The organism is Saccharibacillus sacchari, from assembly GCF_037722395.1.
Classification (GTDB): domain Bacteria; phylum Bacillota; class Bacilli; order Paenibacillales; family Paenibacillaceae; genus Saccharibacillus; species Saccharibacillus sacchari_A.
In genome coordinates, this window is sequence record NZ_JBBKAR010000007.1 from 65,048 (window position 1) to 81,386 (window position 16,339).

The 16,339-nt window shown below is 47.6% G+C and carries 17 protein-coding genes; 2 read left to right on the forward strand and 15 right to left on the reverse strand.

The annotated features are described in order from the left end of the window. Nucleotides 1-141 precede the first annotated feature (141 nt). Together WKI47_RS03025 and WKI47_RS03030 are read left to right on the forward strand one after the other, a co-directional pair. On the forward strand, nt 142-1,029 hold the full coding sequence (locus tag WKI47_RS03025) for a sugar ABC transporter permease (RefSeq protein ID WP_340225715.1): 888 nt from the start codon (nt 142-144) through the stop codon (nt 1,027-1,029). A gap of 1 nt (nt 1,030) precedes the next feature. Beyond that, entirely contained in the window at nt 1,031-1,888 is an 858-nt protein-coding gene (locus WKI47_RS03030) for a carbohydrate ABC transporter permease (RefSeq protein WP_340225716.1), read from the forward strand. Between the two features lie 79 nt (nt 1,889-1,967). Here the strand turns inward: WKI47_RS03030 and WKI47_RS03035 are convergent, their stop codons facing one another. The 15 genes from WKI47_RS03035 to WKI47_RS03105 form a co-directional block, all read right to left on the reverse strand. Continuing rightward, complete coding sequence (locus WKI47_RS03035) at nt 1,968-2,936, reverse strand: DUF3800 domain-containing protein (RefSeq protein ID WP_340225717.1); 969 nt, start codon at nt 2,934-2,936, stop codon at nt 1,968-1,970. Between the two features lie 207 nt (nt 2,937-3,143). After that, complete coding sequence (locus WKI47_RS03040; protein WP_340225718.1) at nt 3,144-3,530, reverse strand: hypothetical protein; 387 nt, start codon at nt 3,528-3,530, stop codon at nt 3,144-3,146. A gap of 202 nt (nt 3,531-3,732) precedes the next feature. Beyond that, nucleotides 3,733-4,797 carry a WG repeat-containing protein gene (locus tag WKI47_RS03045; protein WP_340225719.1) on the reverse strand — a complete coding sequence of 355 codons (1,065 nt, stop codon included), beginning with the start codon at nt 4,795-4,797 and terminating at the stop codon, nt 3,733-3,735. A gap of 60 nt (nt 4,798-4,857) precedes the next feature. Continuing rightward, on the reverse strand, nt 4,858-5,217 hold the full coding sequence (locus WKI47_RS03050; protein ID WP_340225720.1) for a hypothetical protein: 360 nt from the start codon (nt 5,215-5,217) through the stop codon (nt 4,858-4,860). A gap of 602 nt (nt 5,218-5,819) precedes the next feature. Further along, nucleotides 5,820-5,957 carry a hypothetical protein gene (locus tag WKI47_RS03055; RefSeq protein WP_340225721.1) on the reverse strand — a complete coding sequence of 46 codons (138 nt, stop codon included), beginning with the start codon at nt 5,955-5,957 and terminating at the stop codon, nt 5,820-5,822. 262 nt (nt 5,958-6,219) lie between these two features. Further along, nucleotides 6,220-6,552, reverse strand: coding sequence for an Imm8 family immunity protein (locus WKI47_RS03060; protein ID WP_340225722.1), 333 nt, complete (start codon nt 6,550-6,552; stop codon nt 6,220-6,222). A gap of 264 nt (nt 6,553-6,816) precedes the next feature. Next, nucleotides 6,817-7,104: a HEAT repeat domain-containing protein gene (locus WKI47_RS03065; RefSeq protein WP_340225723.1), complete on the reverse strand. Its 288-nt coding sequence runs from the start codon at nt 7,102-7,104 to the stop codon at nt 6,817-6,819. Further along, nucleotides 7,077-7,478, reverse strand: coding sequence for a hypothetical protein (locus tag WKI47_RS03070; protein WP_340225724.1), 402 nt, complete (start codon nt 7,476-7,478; stop codon nt 7,077-7,079). The genes WKI47_RS03065 and WKI47_RS03070 overlap by 28 nt, the downstream gene beginning before the upstream one ends. A gap of 18 nt (nt 7,479-7,496) precedes the next feature. Then, a complete protein-coding gene (locus tag WKI47_RS03075; protein WP_340225725.1) occupies nt 7,497-7,691 on the reverse strand; it encodes a hypothetical protein in 195 nt (64 codons plus the stop codon). Nucleotides 7,692-8,014: 323 nt separating this feature from the next. After that, nucleotides 8,015-8,608, reverse strand: a complete 594-nt coding sequence (locus tag WKI47_RS03080; RefSeq protein ID WP_340225726.1) for a GlsB/YeaQ/YmgE family stress response membrane protein — start codon at nt 8,606-8,608, stop codon at nt 8,015-8,017. Nucleotides 8,609-8,923: 315 nt separating this feature from the next. Further along, a complete protein-coding gene (locus tag WKI47_RS03085) occupies nt 8,924-9,253 on the reverse strand; it encodes a hypothetical protein (protein ID WP_340225727.1) in 330 nt (109 codons plus the stop codon). A 12-nt stretch (nt 9,254-9,265) separates the two neighbouring features. After that, nucleotides 9,266-10,066 (reverse strand): RHS repeat-associated core domain-containing protein, encoded by an 801-nt coding sequence (locus WKI47_RS03090; RefSeq protein WP_340225728.1) that lies wholly within the window; start codon nt 10,064-10,066, stop codon nt 9,266-9,268. Nucleotides 10,067-10,081: 15 nt separating this feature from the next. After that, nucleotides 10,082-10,498 carry a hypothetical protein gene (locus tag WKI47_RS03095; RefSeq protein ID WP_340225729.1) on the reverse strand — a complete coding sequence of 139 codons (417 nt, stop codon included), beginning with the start codon at nt 10,496-10,498 and terminating at the stop codon, nt 10,082-10,084. Between the two features lie 411 nt (nt 10,499-10,909). After that, nucleotides 10,910-11,296, reverse strand: a complete 387-nt coding sequence (locus WKI47_RS03100) for a hypothetical protein (protein ID WP_340225730.1) — start codon at nt 11,294-11,296, stop codon at nt 10,910-10,912. A gap of 18 nt (nt 11,297-11,314) precedes the next feature. After that, nucleotides 11,315-16,324, reverse strand: a complete 5,010-nt coding sequence (locus WKI47_RS03105; protein ID WP_340225731.1) for a polymorphic toxin-type HINT domain-containing protein — start codon at nt 16,322-16,324, stop codon at nt 11,315-11,317. Nucleotides 16,325-16,339 lie beyond the last annotated feature (15 nt).

The following is a 16,339-nucleotide window of genomic DNA, read 5'->3' on the forward strand; positions in this document are numbered from 1 at the left end:
GTTTTCTTTCCTCCATTTGGCGAGGAATACCGCCATTCTATAATACAAACATCAGGAAAATCCATACCTTTTCAAACAGGAATGTAAACGCTCTTTTTTGAAAAGCCGCGGATCATCCGTTTACCGGAAAAGAGGTGCGCCATGTTCAAACTGGGAAGAAAACGCGGGGAAAAGCTCGAATTCGGCTTGTTCACCCTGCCTGCCCTGATCTGTATCGCTTTCGCTTTTTACGTGCCGTTCATGATGACCGTCCGCTACTCACTCACCAAATGGAACGGCATCGCCAAAAACCCGACGTTCGTCGGGCTGGACAACTTCCGCCAAATCTTCAGCGGGGACGCCAACTTCGCGAACGCCGCCATTTTCACGCTGAAGTATATGATTCTGTACATCGTGCTGGTCAACGTGCTGGCGATCGCGCTGGCGTTGGTGCTCGATATGGGCCTTCGTTCGACGAACTGGCTGCGGGCCGCATTCTTCGTGCCGTATATCCTCAGTCTGGTCATCGTCGGCTTTATCTGGAAATTCATCTTCATGCAAGGCTTCGAATCGCTCGGCGACTCCACGGGTTGGCATGTGTTCGCGCTGAGTTGGCTCGGCGAGCCGGGACTTGCGTTCGTCTCGATCCTCGGCGTGTCGATCTGGCAATCCGTCGGCTTTTACATGGTGATTTATATCGCGGGGCTGCAAGCCATTCCCGGCGATCTGAAAGAAGCCGCCACCGTCGACGGAGCGGGTCCGGTACGGCGCTTCGTCAGCGTGACGCTTCCGCTGCTGGCGCCGTCGATCACCATCTCCGTGTTCATGGCGCTGACCAACTCCATCAAAGTGTTCGACGTGATCTTGTCCCTGACCGCGGGCGGACCGGGCGGCACCACGTACAGCGTCGCTTACGACATCTACCGCGACACGTTCCAGAACAATCTGTACGGCTACGGCACCGCCAAAGCGCTGATCCTGTTCGTCGCCGTGCTGCTGATCACGATCGTGCAACTGTCCATTTTCAAACGCAGGGAGGTCGAAGCTTAACATGTCCAAAACATTATCCGCCGCGCCGAAAAAACGCGTGCGTCCCGGCCGTCTGGTGCTGGAAATCGGCATGGTGCTGCTGTCGCTCCTGTTTCTGTATCCGCTGATCCTGACCGTCATCAACTCGTTCAAAAGCTTCGCCGAAGTGATGAGCGACGTGATCGCTTTGCCGCAGTCGTTTACGTTCGAAAATTATACGTACGTCTGGAAAGCCGTCAATTATCCGAGGCTGTTCCTGAACAATACCGTCATTACCGTGATCGGGCTGCTCGGTATCGTGCTGTTCTCGTCGATTGCCGCTTACAAGCTGTCGCGTACCTCTTCGCGCATGAGCGGCGTCATCTACATGCTGTGCATCATCCCGATGCTGATCCCGTTCCAGTCGATCATGCTCACCGTGCTGCAAATCGCCAAAACGCTGCATCTGTCCGAAAGCACCTGGGGACTCGGCATTCAATATTGGGGCTTCGGCGCGCCGCTCGCGATCTTTATCTACCACGGCTTCGTCAAAGGCATCCCGCGCGAGATCGACGAAAGCGCCACGATCGACGGGGCTTCCGGTTTCCGGTTGTTCTTTTCCGTCATTTTCCCGCTGCTCAAATCGGTGACGACCACCATCATCATCATCGACGTCATGTGGATCTGGAACGACTTCCTGCTCCCGCTGCTGATGGTCAACGGCTCGCCCGCCACCAAAACGCTGACGCTCGCCGCCTACACCTTCGTCGGCCAGTACACGTCGGACTGGCAGTACGCGATGACGGCCATGGTGATGGCGGTCCTGCCGTCGATCGTCGTGTTTATCCTGCTGCAAAAGTATATCGTGCGAGGGGTCGTGGCGGGGGCGGTGAAAGGGTAAGTATGGATGAAAAAAAGCGACCGATTACCCGTGTTCAAGGCAATCGGTCGCTTTACATTGAAATCAATGAGTTTTATATTTACTTGCTTGTATAATAATGATTTCGACTTTTTCCGTTCAATTGGTCCAGATAACCTTGTATGGTTTTTAATCTTGAGTTGGAATATCCCATGGCTTCTCTTAATTCTCTGGTTGTCAAAGAAGGAGTTACGCATCGGATTTGTTGTAGCTTTAGCATTTCGGATAAATCATATTGCGTTTGTTCAACCAAAAACTTAGATAAATAATCACCTAAGTTCAACGGAAGAATTTGCTCTAAGGAGTTTGTATTCCATTCGTATAGTCTAATTTTGGATTGAAGATGCTCGGCCATATCCGGTTCCAACAAGATTCGATAAACCAAATCTCCTTTTACCCTTCTTACATCGCGTTCTTTCGTTGAGATTGTCTCTTTGTACTGCTCTTCAATCAAAAACACAACCATGCCGATCAAGACATCGATGATTTGTAGCAAAAGAGACTCGTGAGACTCCTGCGATATAACGGACTCAATCCGATAGCCTTTTTTTCGATAAGCAGAATGTGCATTCATCTGCCGATGCAGACTTTCATTCAGATTGATTTCCGGCGTCTCGTACTCGTTGTTTTCGTCCAATATAATACAAACTTGCTCTCCGCCAGCCAAGTTGCGTGTAACGCCGTAGAAAAGTCTTTCCGGAATTTTCACGTAAAAGAACTGTCTCAATTGCTTCTCGTTAATTCCCATACTATCGCCCATTTTTTTCGCATCTTCGTTATTGACCAAAAAGATATTGACATGAATATCTTGAGCAATCGTCAGTAAAATCGAACGAAAGTACTTCTCGAATTTTCGATCATTGTTGTACTCCGCAAAATGAAGTTCTTGCCCGGGCCCTATAATCGACTCTAACACTTTTGAAATCCGATTTAAAACAGATTCATCGATTCCTAATGCTCCGTAATAAGAATAGCCTCCACTTTTCTGATCCAGCTTATTCGATTCGTCAAAAAATATATGATAGGTCACAGCTTAGTCTCCTGACTTAATTAAGGTGCTTCAAGAGTTTAATCATGATGAACTTGTTTAATTTACATATTAAAGATATAATATAAACAGAAATTCAAATTTACTTACTCATTTTCCTCGCCACCATCGTGCAGGGCTTGTGAGTACTTACAAATCAACCTTTCTCCGCCACCATTCGGCAGGGCTAGGTTGTTTTTTTATTCGCATTTACGATTCAATGATTTTACCGACATCTTCCTTTAGCTTAGTCAGCTCGTTAAATTGATCTACGTTTTTAATATGACTATTAGGAATTTGTTCAATTTCGCGAAGAGCGTCTTTTAAAATACTTTTTGCCAGGCTTAGACCATCTTCTTCGTTTGTCGAATCAGCAGTTGCGCGCAACCGATAAAGTTTTTCTTTCTTTACCAATACGCCTTCAACCTTACTGTGAGCCCGATGAATCAAACCAGCGCATTGATTATCGTTAATTTCATCGAAGCTTGCAACCAAGATGTTTTTGATATCTTGGAACGTATATTCTTTTTGCGGATTCAACTTGCTTTGAAGAATAGAGTTTGCTGAATTTTGCTTAACCGGTTTAATCGCGACCATAATCAACCTCCTATTACTCATCTTATAAATCATTATAAGGATCTAATACCTAAAAGTAAATTCTAATTATTAGAATTAATTCTTTAATTCAGAATTATAGAATTTCGATAAAGGCCTAAGAAATTCTAAAATGCCCGCTGTAATTTCACAGCGGGCCGTCTGTTATAATATACCTTTAAGGATTTTAAACAATAGAGTGTCTTCACTCTTCATTCCAAAAATGTACTTTGTCGCCGCTCTGATCCACATACTCGTATTCCGCCGCTCCCGGCCGTTTGACCAACATCGTGTGATTCTCGCTGCCGAAAGCCGCTTCATATTGGGGTCGGAGCCGGTATGAACCGTTGTCGTCGATATATCCCCATAAACCGTTGACGTCCTGCACCGCCGCCAGTCCTTCCGAAAAGCTTCGGGCGTACATGAAGTCCGGCCTGATCCGCGTGTTGCCGGAAGCATCGACGAAGCCCCATTTTCCGCCCGACTTGAACTTCGCCAAGCCTTCGCTGAACGGGCCGACGTCGTCATACTGCGGCGGGATGATTTCGCGTCCACCTTTGTCGATAAATCCCCATTGATCGCCCGTCAAAACCGCCGCTTTGCCTTCGACGAAATCGCGGGCCGCATCGTAAACAAAGTCTGTCAGCCTCTCACCCTTTTTGTCGATAAAGCCCCATTTTTGCCCGATCATCACAACCGCATATCCTTCCTGAAAATCACCCGCGTACCCGTAATCTCCTTCGATGACGATATGCCCGCTTTGATCAATAAACGCGAAGCGACCCGACTCGTCTGGCATGACCGGAGCCAATCCTTCCGAAAACGAATAGGCTCTATAAAAGTCCGTACGCAGCACCACTTCGCCTTTTGTATTGATATAGTTCCAATTTCCGCCTGCATCCGCGATTCGCTCATCGTCCTTTTCCGCAACAACAGCCAGTCCGTCATGAAAGTCGCTGCCGCTTTTGAAGATCACGCGTTTGCCGGAAGCATCGATATACCCTGTTTTGTCGCCGATTCGCACAGAAGCCAGCCCGTCCGAAAAGTATCCGGCTTCGTCGTACAAAGGAGGCAGCACCAGACGGTTATCTCTATTGGCGTACCCGTAACTGCTGCCGATCAGCACCGGACGCCAGTCTTTGGAGCGCAGCGTATCCGCAGCTTCCACGGGATCGGGCGAATGGCGGAACCCATCCTCCCTGCACCCGACCGCAAGCAGCAACATGAACGCGAATACAGCCATGACGGCTTTAAACCATCCTTTTTTCACCCGATCACCTCCCGCGGCAAGTACGGAGAAGCAAATGTTTCCGGCTCTCTTATGTATCGCTTAACCGTTCGGCGGGTGGGGCCAAACAGGATTCGAAGACTTGATCTCGTCGCATAACCGCAGAACTTCCAGCCAATTCGGCGAGCTTCGGAATGCTTGGATGTCCCATTCTCCATTTTTCTGTAACGCGAATACTTTGCTGCGAAGTTCCAAGCTTTTGCGCACAGTATCTTGATCGATATAGCCAGATGCGTGCAGACGTTCCAGATTGGAAGGATGCAGAAAAGTATGAGCGCCTGTGTCGAATTCTTCGAAAAGCCGGTACTCGACTAACATGTCTTCTTCATCCAGCAAAAATAGTCCGCATTGGTTGAGGGTGTGTATGTAATAGGCCATGAGTCCTTCATCGCTCAGGGTCATCTTCTTATCCTCCTCATCGTTTATTCCTTTTCGGGCTGGGCTCGCTTGGCAGTTCCACCGGAAGCACGATTTTGTGCATTTGCTCTTTGGCTTCAAGATCTTCCGGATTCAATGTCAGCAACTGTACAAGATGCAATTCGGTTCAGCACAACGAGCCTAAATGTCTGGCATAGACAAACTCGTGACTTGTTTCAACAAGATTTCGGATCGTTATTCATCAATCCTTTTGATCAAGATTGCATAAATCTGATTTTGCAGCAAAACCCGACTTCAAAATTAGCGGCAGATATCATTTTATACTCGATTGAATTTTCAAAGACCTGATGCGTGTAAAAAGTCATGAAAAACGATATTAACTTCCATGATGCTGTACTTTCTCATTTGTATATGAATCACGTACATCGACTCGTGCGCGGAAACGAAAAAATTCTCGACTTGATCGAGATCTGCAAGGAAATCGTTGATCTCGATATCCAACCCGGGGTCCAAGCCATAACGTATGCTTTTCGAAACCAGTTCAAACAACTCGTTTTTCATCGCTCATGTCCTTCATATAGTAGAGTAGGATTCGATTTGTCGATCGCTTCTTATTTGTGTTCGATTCATTCATACACATAATCCAAAATCGTTCCTTTTCCGACAACCCGAGTACCTGCCTGGATAGAAAAAGAATGACCTACCTTGACCAAATGTCCGATCGCTCCAAATGCTTCTTCCTCGATCGTAAACATATGGATCAAAACATCGTATATTCTCCCTCTGTAAAGAATCTCGACTTCATTATGAGTCCAAATTTCGCCTGAAAATAATAGATCGTTCCCAAAATTGATCACCGGCCTCAGAATATGTTGGGTTACCAAATCTTTTGTCAAAGCATTGGGATTTTGCGGAGGGGTGTCTAATAGATCGTTGCTTCCAACAGCAGCATGATGTTACACCTCTTTCGATCGACTCCTTCAATACGTCCAACGCCTTTCGGAGATAAAAATACTTTTCGAAAAATCAGTCATACTCCCAACGAAAATACTTCGATAAGTTCGAAGCTATTTCCGCCCATGTTTCTCCGGAACAGGTTTGAATCCTTTTCTCGATTGAAGACCTGACGCGGGAGAGATCGTAATTTCTCGTAATGAGCATGCCGCGTCCGAATTCGGTCTCGTTCAACTCCAGCGCCTTCTCCAGTCTCGTCGGACTGACGACCGTGATCGTGAACGTCTCGCTCCCCTGTATAGACGAGGCTCCGATGTCCAGTTCGATCTGGATCAAAAAGTCGTCCGCTTTTCCGCCCCAACTTTCGTGAGCGACCGTGAACGAATGCAATTCAGGTTTTAACATCGTGACCTCCTTGCCATAAAATGCTCGTATCCGTTATCTTCTTTTCTCCGAATGATCGCGCATCTGGATATATATCTTTTCTCGTGTTATCCTTCAAAAAACTTGTTCAAGCATTCCTTTTCCCATTCCTGCAGCGAGTCTAGCTCTTCGGCACACACCAAACTTTCGTCAATAGTCCAACTTATCATTTATTTCTTTTTCACTTTGTTCGTGTATGTCGGCTTTAACGCTTGAGAACGGTTAATTTCAATTTGAGTATTTCGGTCAATCTAGTTGTGTTCCGTATCCGTTTCCGATGATGCTTTCGACTTCTTGCCGAACAAGCGGGTGAGGATCGCTGGATAATAGCTCAAGCGCTTCGATCAATCGCGAAGAAACCAGCTCTTCCAAAATTCTCAACGAAACCAATCGCAGCATAAAATCATCATCGGTTATCCTTTTCCATGCGCATTCGGCAGCCGAAGACGAAGTCCGTTCAGCCATCGCCAACAAAGCCCTTCGCTGCACGTATTGATCTGGATCTTTCAGCAGAATCCGCAGGTAATCGTCCAAAACGACATCTTTTTCAGACGTATAAACTCCGCGATTTGCCATCTGGTTGCGGAGAAAGGATAGATTACGCCATTCTTCGTAAAATTCAAAGCAGCGTCAGATTGAAGTTGTTCCTCACACTTTTCCAAAATTTCGCCGTCCTCGTGATCCAGCCCCAGGACCAATAAAACCTTTTCGGTTAATTCTCTATGCTCATGTTCTTTGGATAAAATCATCACTGCTTGTTTGGTTAGATGTAAAAGACGATTCCAACCGGAATACAAACAGATGTCGGCGATACGGAGTTGATCCAGATCGTATTCATCTTGGTTCTCGATTCCGGCCCAGGGCCCGAATCTTTGCAGTTCTTCGTCGATTCCATTAAAAATATTCATGTTAGATATCCTTTTTAATTATTTGAAAAGCATGAAATACAAACCGCCCAACGCAACAACGGCACCCAAGCTCCCAAAGATTTTGCCGAATACTTTTTGTCGCGCAGGATTCAACTGTGTTCCGTAAACATTAGTTTTGGGAGGCGAAAAAAATGCTTTTGCCGAAAGAACCAGAATAACCAGAGCAGCTATTATCAATAAAGCTTTCTCCATAAGACTTTATCTCCAAGCCTGAATTTATATCGTTTTGATTTTCCTTAATATTAATAATTAGAAATATCTCCTATTTAACCAATAACTGTATCCAACATGATGTTTGCCCCTTTTTCTCACGCTGTTACTTTCAACTGTTTTCTCCACTATCCAAAAAGCGAAGCAATTCCCGGGCCGTATGTCGGGTTTTTGATTATCACGCTTTGCAAAATTTCTTTTGCTCGTTCTCGCTGATTTTCTTTCAATTTGCGGAATAGGATTCATATAATAATTCAATAGTATCGTCCGTCTTGGATCATGATGAAAAATCGAACCTCCCAGTTTCATGATGCAGAATTTGCCGAACGAACAATCGAATCTACCAAGAAGACCAATGCGCATGACGCGAAAAAAGCAAAGACCAGACTGAACCATCCATACATACCCATGTACTGGAAAAAATGATTCCCGACCAGAGCACCAATTACGCCTGCGAGCAGACTTGCTATCAACCCTCCGGAAATATTTTTCGCCAAAAAAGACCGTCCGATCAAACCGACCGTTATACCGATAATCAAAGTCCAAACTAAATGGGGGCCTCTCTTTTGCAATTCTTGAGTCAAAGACAGAAACTCTTGACGGTTCCCGACCGCATCCGAAATCTGATCAATAATATGTGCTTGGTTTTCTTGAGGATAAAGCCAAACGGTAATACAAAGAGTAACGACCCCGACGGTAATCCAGACCGCAATCGAAAAGCGATGTCGAAGAAGATGCACGATCAAAAATCCAAACCCGATCACTCCGGTGTTCAGCATATACGTCAAAGGAGTAGTCAGAATTCTTCCAAGTCCTGTATAGGGGAAAAGCTGAAATAAAATTAGCAATAAGAGCGTGCTTGGTGCCAATGCAGCCATAAACTTAAATAGATTATTCATATGCGCTGTACAGTCTCCTTTTCCGATTAAAGGGCACGAGTCTGTTTAGTTCGATTGCGTTAAAGCAATATCGCTTATTACGAGCTTTGTTTTCAAAAGAGTTAGCGTTTAACTTCGTTTCATAATCGTTTTAATCTTCTGCTTTCTTAGCCTGATCGGTCTCTAGGTTGATCTCAAAGTGTTCGACAGGAAAAGGAAGGTCATCCGTAGTCGATAAATGATAGACGTTTCTGGTATCTGTAAGTTCTAGTTCAGTTTAATAATTTATAAAATTTAAAAAGAACCGGTGTGTGCCGGTTCTCTTGTTTGTTCTTTTTAGTCCTCATATACATAATCGATAATTGTTCCTCGTCCAATTACTCTAGAAGGAGTTTGAATAAAAAAAGAATTCCCTCTTTGAATAAGATAGCTGATGTTCCTAAAGGCTTCTTCTTCTATAGTAAACATTTTCACAAAAGCCTTATATCTCTCTCCTCTATTAATTATTTTTTCTGTTCCTGCTGCCAAAATATCCCCTGAGAATAACTGGTCATTACCAAAGTTAAACGACGTTCTAAGTTTATGTTTCGTTTCTAAATCATTTTTTAGGGCATCAGGATTTTCTGATGGCTTGTCGAAATAAATTCCAGCCTCAATTAGAAGCATTTTGCACCTCTTTCAATAAACGCGAGAAATCCATTTTTCAAGTAAATTAAAAGCATTTAGTTCACTTTCAGGAATACTTAAAGTTCCACTTTTGAATAGATAAGGATCTAAACTATCATTTGAATTTTTTATTTTATTGAACTCTGATCTTGGCATCTTTACCTGTATAATGGCAGCATAATCCGTATCAAAATCAGTAAACTTTTTCACTTCATTAATATTATATCCAAACTGCTTCTCACTAAATCCAGTAGGCAACAGATTGAATTTGCCCGTTCTTTGTATCTCTTTAAACTCGTTAGGGCTTACTGCTCGATAAAAAGTTACATTAGGGCTATTACTTGAAGGCATGTTTTGGGGCGTGCCTGATTTCACATTATACTTTGCTGGTGTAGATGGCTTTGTTGGTATGCTTACTCCGCCGCCTCCACCACCACTTACTGCTCCCTCCCGACACTCATGCCCACTCGGATCGGTATACTTCAATGGGTTGTTCTCAACATACGTGTAAAGGTTTAAACTACTTGGCCGATTCACGTAGCCTTCGAACGTATCCTCCTGAATAAACCGCCCAATACTCGGATCATACCAACGGCTTCTCAGGTATTGTAGACCCGTGTCTTCATCCCAGAACTCGCCCGAGTACCCAAATGGATTCTCAACTTGGACATTCGAAGTCAGCGGGTTGCCCCAGATATCGTAGGTGTAACTGTTCAGCGTCGTGCCATCCGCTTTGACCAGTCCAGTGACGTCGCCGTGGCCGTTGTGCTGATAGTACGCTTTCTGGTTGCTGGCGTCTTCGCGATAGATCAACTGCGCGCCGCGCACTTAGCGAGCCTTAAACGTCACGCTGCCATCTGCCGCCACCGTACCTTCGGCGATGATGTTCGCGCCGTCGTAGTAGTAACGCGTCGTGGTCGCTTGGCCGTTTTTCGTCAGGCTGCGCTCGGTCATCAGGCCGTCGCCATTGTATTTGTAGCTGACGGATGTTTGGTTGCGCGTCACGCTGCTCAACTGCTCCGCTTGGTTATACGTGTAGTTCACGTTGTCTTTATGCGGCATCTGGATGCTGGATTGCAGCGTCAGGCGGTTGCCTTTGCCGTCGTACGTGTACGTCTCCGCGCCTTCCAAGCTGGTGATGATCCGGTCCAGTTCGTCGTACGTGAACGTGCCGCTCGTCGTGCCGTAGCTGCGGCTGGTAATGTTGTCTCCATTATCATACGCGTAGGTGAAAGTCTTACTCAAGCCGCCCGCCGACTAAAGCAGATTCGTTAGTTGTCCAAATCCGTCATTCGTGTACGTCTTAGTAATCTGCCCATTACCCAATCTAGTCTGGTAAAGTTAAGACGGTTTGAGATAGTTCTCGTCGGATTGGGTCAGACCATCGCAGTACACATGCTCGGCCTGCTTCGTGTTGTTGGTACGCACTTGAGCTAATAGACACTCTAGATATAGGTTGTCAGCATATCGAATGAGTTTGCCATGTAAAAGACTAGCTAAGCAAAAAACCGGAATCGCATACCTTATTAAGGCTTAACGATTCCGGTTTCTTGAAAAATGATTATAAAGTTTGAATGCATTGTTCCTATTTCGACTTGTTACAAGCCGAAAATTCCCTTTCTTCTTACTATTTTATCACGTTAAATACTCAGTCGTTCATGAGACAATTTTTACAAATAACTCACTCATATTCTTTAATAAAGTTTGATCTGCGACAAATTTAAAATTCATATTCTGTTCTTCATAACTACTTCCAATTTGACCTGAAACATTAAAATGTCCTAACTTACTTGCTTCAATAACTACATGTGCGTCAGAATCACAATCTTCTATCTTAATGCACCCCTCCAAATTTAATTCAACTTCTTTTACTAAACTATTCAATTCGTTGACCTTATCTTGTGCGATACAAAAGTTTGATTTTCCAGAAAACCATCCTGACTGAACATAAACAGCTAGAGTGAAGTAGCCTTCGATATCATACAAATATTCTATAACTATTTTTTCATTCTTACTTTCCCATAAAATTTGAACTTCCTTCATAAAAATATCAACTCATCCTTATTTGAATTTAAAATCATCGAACTTTCCTGTTACCTTGTTATAAACGAAGTGAGACTCTACTCCATTTACGTTTTTACTCATTTTAACCCAGCCATCTTCTTTAAGCCATCTTTTATCAGTCATGGTAAGTTTCTTTAGTTCAGTAGCTCCAGAAAGTGGATTTGATAAAACTTCTTTCATTGCTAGTTGTTCGTTTAAAGTATTTGCTGTAGTTCTTCCAGTGGATCCCTTACCTAATGAAGCAGATTGCATCAAATCAGGTAGGTTACATTCATCATTATGAACCCAAATCCCCAATCCGCTCACAAAATACGTATGGAACCCTTCCACCGTCATATTGTAAACGGTCGCTTGGCGTTGCTCGACTTCGATGCTTCTTACCTCTAAAGTCTTTCCATCGCTCTGCTCCAACAGATCGCCCGGCTTCAGGTCTTTGACGAATACCCAACCCTTATCCACAACCCAGAACGGATGGTTATACGTCGATTCGATCACCTGATCACCGATATGAATGCTGTAGATTTCGTCCGTTTCATGGTTAAAGGTCGCCGTAACCTGCTTGTAAGTGACTTCATCGGTGTTTTCATCTTTCGCCAACACCTTGTCGCCGATCTTTACGTCTTCAATATCTTTCTCGCCTTGATCCGTCTTCACTTTCGTGCCTGCGGTAAAGCAATTGCATGCTTTATTTACCGCTTTGGCTGCTTTCGCTGCGCCGGAGGCTTTGTCTCCTACCTGGGCAACTTCAACGATGAGTTTGCCGCCTTTAAAGACTTTTCCGACCGGCAGCAGGCTGGCTCCCGCAATGACTTTATCGATTGTTGAAGACTGTGAACTCGTCAGCGTCTTGATATCGTCAATAACCAGGAAGTCCGCAGTTTCCTTTACACCGGTTTTGACGGCGCTCCATGTGTTTTCCAACCATTGAGGCGCGTAACCATTAGGATCTACGAATTTCAGCGGATTATTCTCCACATACGTATACGGATTCAGACTGCTCGGCCTATTTACGTACCCTTCGAACGTATCTTCCTGAATAAACCGCCCGATCCCCGGATCGTACCAACGGCTTCTCAGGTATTGTAGACCCGTGTCTTCATCCCAGAACTCGCCCGAGTACCCAAATGGATTCTCGACTTGGACATTCGAAGTCAGCGGGTTGCCCCAGATATCGTAGGTGTAACTGTTCAGCGTCGTGCCATCCGCTTTCACCAGTCCGGTGACGTCGCCGTGGCCGTTGTGCTGGTAGTACGCTTTCTGGTTGCTCGCGTCTTCGCGATAGATCAATTGCGCGCCGCGCACGTAACGGGCCTTGAACGTCACGCTGCCGTCTGCCGCGACTGTGCCTTCGGCGATGATGTTCGTGCCGTCGTAGTAGTAACGCGTCGTCTTCGCTTGGCCGTTTTTCGTCAGGCTGCGTTCGGTCATCAGCCCGTCGCCGTTGTACTTGTAGCTGACCGACGTCTGGTTGCGCGTTACGTTGCTCAACTGCTCCGCTTGGTTATACGTGTAATTCACGTTGTCTTTATGCGGCATCTGAATGCTGGATTGCAGCGTCAGGCGATTGCCTTTGCCGTCGTACGTGTACGTCTCCGCGCCTTCCGAGCTGGTGATGATCCGATCCAGTTCGTCGTACGTGAACGTGCCGCTCGTCGTGCCGTCGCTGCGGCTGGTAATATTGTCTCCGTTATCGTAGCCGTACGTGAACGCCTGGGTCAAGCCGCCGGCCGACTGAAGCAGGTTGGTCAGTCGTCCGAACCCATCGTTGGTATACGTCGCCGTGATCTGGCCGTTGCCCAGTTTTAACTGGTACAACTGCGACGATTTCAGGTAATTCTCGTCCGATTGCGTCAAGCCGTCGCGATAAACGTACTCGGCCTGCTTCGTGTTTTCGGTACGCACTTCCGACAACTGATTGTCCGCATTATAAATGTACGTCGTCGTCAAACCGAACGGATCGGTCATGCTGCTCGTCAGTCCGTTTTTGTAATACGTGTACGAAATCTGTTTGCCGTCCGGGTAGACCATGCGTTCCAGATTGTTGTCCAGCGTGTAGAAGTACTGCGTCGTGCCCGTCTCGTCGGTCATCGACTTGCGCAGACCGTTTTTGTAATACGTGAACGAACCGTTTTTGTCGCCGCTGCTCCACGAGGTCAGACGGTTTTGTTCATCGTATTGGTTGACGACGTTGATGCCGCCCCGCGTCGTGCCTCCGGTGATATTGCTGTTGTTGTCGTACGTGTAGCTTTCTTGGCCCAGTACGGAGTCCGTTTTGGACAAGCGTCGGCCCAATTCGTCGTACCCGTACGTGATCTTGGTCAGATCCGGGAAGACTTTTTCCGTCATCGCGCCTTGTTTGTTGTACGAATACTTCGTGTTGAGCGACATGCCGCCGCTGCTTTGCGTCACGTTTTGCAAACGGTGCAGACCGTCGTTCGTGAACCCGGTCGTGTCGCCTTTGCCATTGGTCGTGCTTGTCGAAAACGGGTTGCCGCCGACTTCGTATTGGTTGCTCGTCGTGATGATATTGCCTTTGTCATCCGTACGGGTCGTGCCGGTCGAGCGGCCTGCCGCGTCGGTTTGTTCGGTCACTTTCGCACCGTAATCCGTCGTGGTCGTCGCCTGGTTCAGCACGTTGTTGTAGCCGTACCCCGTTACGCGCCCCGCCGCCGAGATCGTCTCCTTGATCTCGCCGTTGGCGTCATACTCGTACTTCGTTTGATGGCCTTCGCCGTCCGTCGTGTAGTCCAGCTCGCCCAGATCGTTGTAGTGATTGGACTGAAGCGTGTAAAACGCGACGTTGTTATTGTTGTCTTTGCGTTTCAGTTCGATCGAGGAAGGGCGACCGAGTCCGTCGTAGATTTCTTTGCTTTCTTTGCCCTCTTCGTCGACGATGTAGTATTGACCGATCTGGCCGATCGTGCCGTACGAGAACGAAGAAGTCGACGTGGCGCGAGTGCCGTCCGCCGCAGCGGGACGTGTCACTTTGATAATCCGGCCGACGTTGTCGTATTCATACGCTTCGTCGGAACCGGCAGGCGCGCCTTTGCCTACGGCGTTGCCATCGAAGTGTTTGAGTACGCGGCCCGTAGGCAGATCGTATTCGTAGCGTTCTTCGATGGTTTTTGGCGTGCCGTTTTCGGTCACTTTTTGCTTGATCGAAGTCGGATACGCGTGTTTGACGGCTGCGCCGTATTCGATATCCGTTTGCTGCGTTTTATCGTTTTCGAGCTGCTGCACCGCCTGGGTGACGTTACCGTAGGCATCGTGCTGGTACGTCATTTGCAGGAAGCTCGCTTGACCGCTTTCGTCCGCGTAATTCTGCACCGTTTGCGTGATATGCGGCAACGCCGGATCGGCGGTATGTACGATATCGTCGGTGATGACGCCGGATACGGTGTTGCGCTCGGTCAGCGTCAGGCCCGGATACGTCGCCGAATACGTGTAGCTGCTGATATGGTCGAGCGGATTGGTGTACGTCAGCACATTGCCGTAATCGTCGTACGTATACGCATGGACTTTATTGGCCGTTTTCGCCGGGTTTTGCGTATAGTCCGTATCCGTTTCCGTGATCTGCACCGCGAGCTGCTGATCCGGGTCGTAGGCGGTGTCGATCTGCTTTTTGTACTCGCCGGCTTTCTCGCGCGTTTCCTGGATCGCCAGATGGTCGGCGTTCAGGACGGTCGTTTCGCTGATTTTCTCGACGGACGCCACGTTCGAAGCAGCGTTCGGATTGCTGATCGTGGTGCGTTTAACCGTGGAGGTCGTTTGCGCCGGATCGGAGAAATCGGTTGCGTTCGCGTAATCGTACGACACGAAATTTTTCTTTTTGGTCGTGCTTTCTTTCAGTTCGTCGTAACGCTTGGTGACGCGGTAATAGCCGAGCGTTCCCTGATCGCCCAGACGTTTCGTCGTTTGCCCGTATTCGTAAGCCGTGCTGGCGCCGGTCGGATAGGTCGTTTTAGTCATGCCCATATACACGACTTTGGCCGCGGCCGCTCCGGCGTTGGTGACGGCGTCGTAGTTCGTTTCCTGCTTCGCATACGCGTAGCTGGTCGTCTCGCCGTTTTCGTTTGCTACGGACGACAACGTGCGCTTTTTCGTGGTGCCGCTGATCAGCGTTTTGTTGTAAGTGAGCGTTTTGCCCGCATACGTCACGGTCACGGCATTGGCTTTATACGAAAAAACAATCTCCCGGTTCAGCGTGTCGATGACTTTGCTGATCAGAGGGTAGCTGTTCTGGTCGTTGACGGCGGCTTGCGCGTATTGCACCAAAATGACGTTGCCGTACGCGTCTTTCGTTCCGATCCAGCGTCCGTCGGTATTGAAGTAGACCTTCGTGCCGAGCGTATCGGTCAACGCGTATGCGGCGGTCGCGCTGACGGTCTGACCGGCTGCGTTTTGCGTCGAGATACTGTCGGAAGACGGCCCGAACGTCACGTCCTGAAGCGGGTAATCCACCAGTCCTTGCCCGCCCGCTTCGACCTGATACACCGTTCCGTCGGCAAAATGCAGATACCGGACGTCTCCGCGCAGCTCGACGGAAGGAATGGACCACGACCAGCCGACGCCCAGGTTCGACGTGCGCTCGTTGTATGTATAATATTCGCTCCCGTTGGCGTACGATCCGGCGTTGCCCGTAATTTTCGGTTCTTCAATATACGCTTCGTTGCTTTCGTACAGACGGCCCAGCGTAAAGTCAAGACCACCCCGTCCCGGCAAGCTGAAGTCCGTTTCCAGACGCGACAGCGATCCCGTGACGTCCGAGATGTTTTCGCCTTCGGCGGCTCCGCTGTATGGCGTGTTCGCGGCGATTTCGTACAAAGACAACGGCGTGGCGGTATCGTTAAAAGGACCCGTGACGAACGATTGCGAAGCAGTCGATGAAGACGATGCGGCGGCGGAAGATGCCGGAGCCGCTTGCGCCCGGTTAGGCGCGGCGACCGGCGGCAGCAGCAGAGCCGCGGCGAGCGCGGCGTTGAGGATTCTAAACAATGGTTTTTTCACGAACGATTTTCCCTC

Coding starts and splice junctions, on each gene's coding strand:
- WKI47_RS03030 (WP_340225716.1), top strand. CDS start 1,031: ATGTCCAAAACATTATCCGCCGCGCCGAAAAAACGCGTGCGTCCCGGC.
- WKI47_RS03040 (WP_340225718.1), bottom strand. CDS start 3,530: ATGGTCGCGATTAAACCGGTTAAGCAAAATTCAGCAAACTCTATTCTT.
- WKI47_RS03050 (WP_340225720.1), bottom strand. CDS start 5,217: ATGACCCTGAGCGATGAAGGACTCATGGCCTATTACATACACACCCTC.
- WKI47_RS03100 (WP_340225730.1), bottom strand. CDS start 11,296: ATGAAGGAAGTTCAAATTTTATGGGAAAGTAAGAATGAAAAAATAGTT.
- WKI47_RS03070 (WP_340225724.1), bottom strand. CDS start 7,478: ATGAATATTTTTAATGGAATCGACGAAGAACTGCAAAGATTCGGGCCC.
- WKI47_RS03060 (WP_340225722.1), bottom strand. CDS start 6,552: ATGTTAAAACCTGAATTGCATTCGTTCACGGTCGCTCACGAAAGTTGG.
- WKI47_RS03075 (WP_340225725.1), bottom strand. CDS start 7,691: ATGGAGAAAGCTTTATTGATAATAGCTGCTCTGGTTATTCTGGTTCTT.
- WKI47_RS03025 (WP_340225715.1), top strand. CDS start 142: ATGTTCAAACTGGGAAGAAAACGCGGGGAAAAGCTCGAATTCGGCTTG.
- WKI47_RS03080 (WP_340225726.1), bottom strand. CDS start 8,608: ATGAATAATCTATTTAAGTTTATGGCTGCATTGGCACCAAGCACGCTC.
- WKI47_RS03085 (WP_340225727.1), bottom strand. CDS start 9,253: ATGCTTCTAATTGAGGCTGGAATTTATTTCGACAAGCCATCAGAAAAT.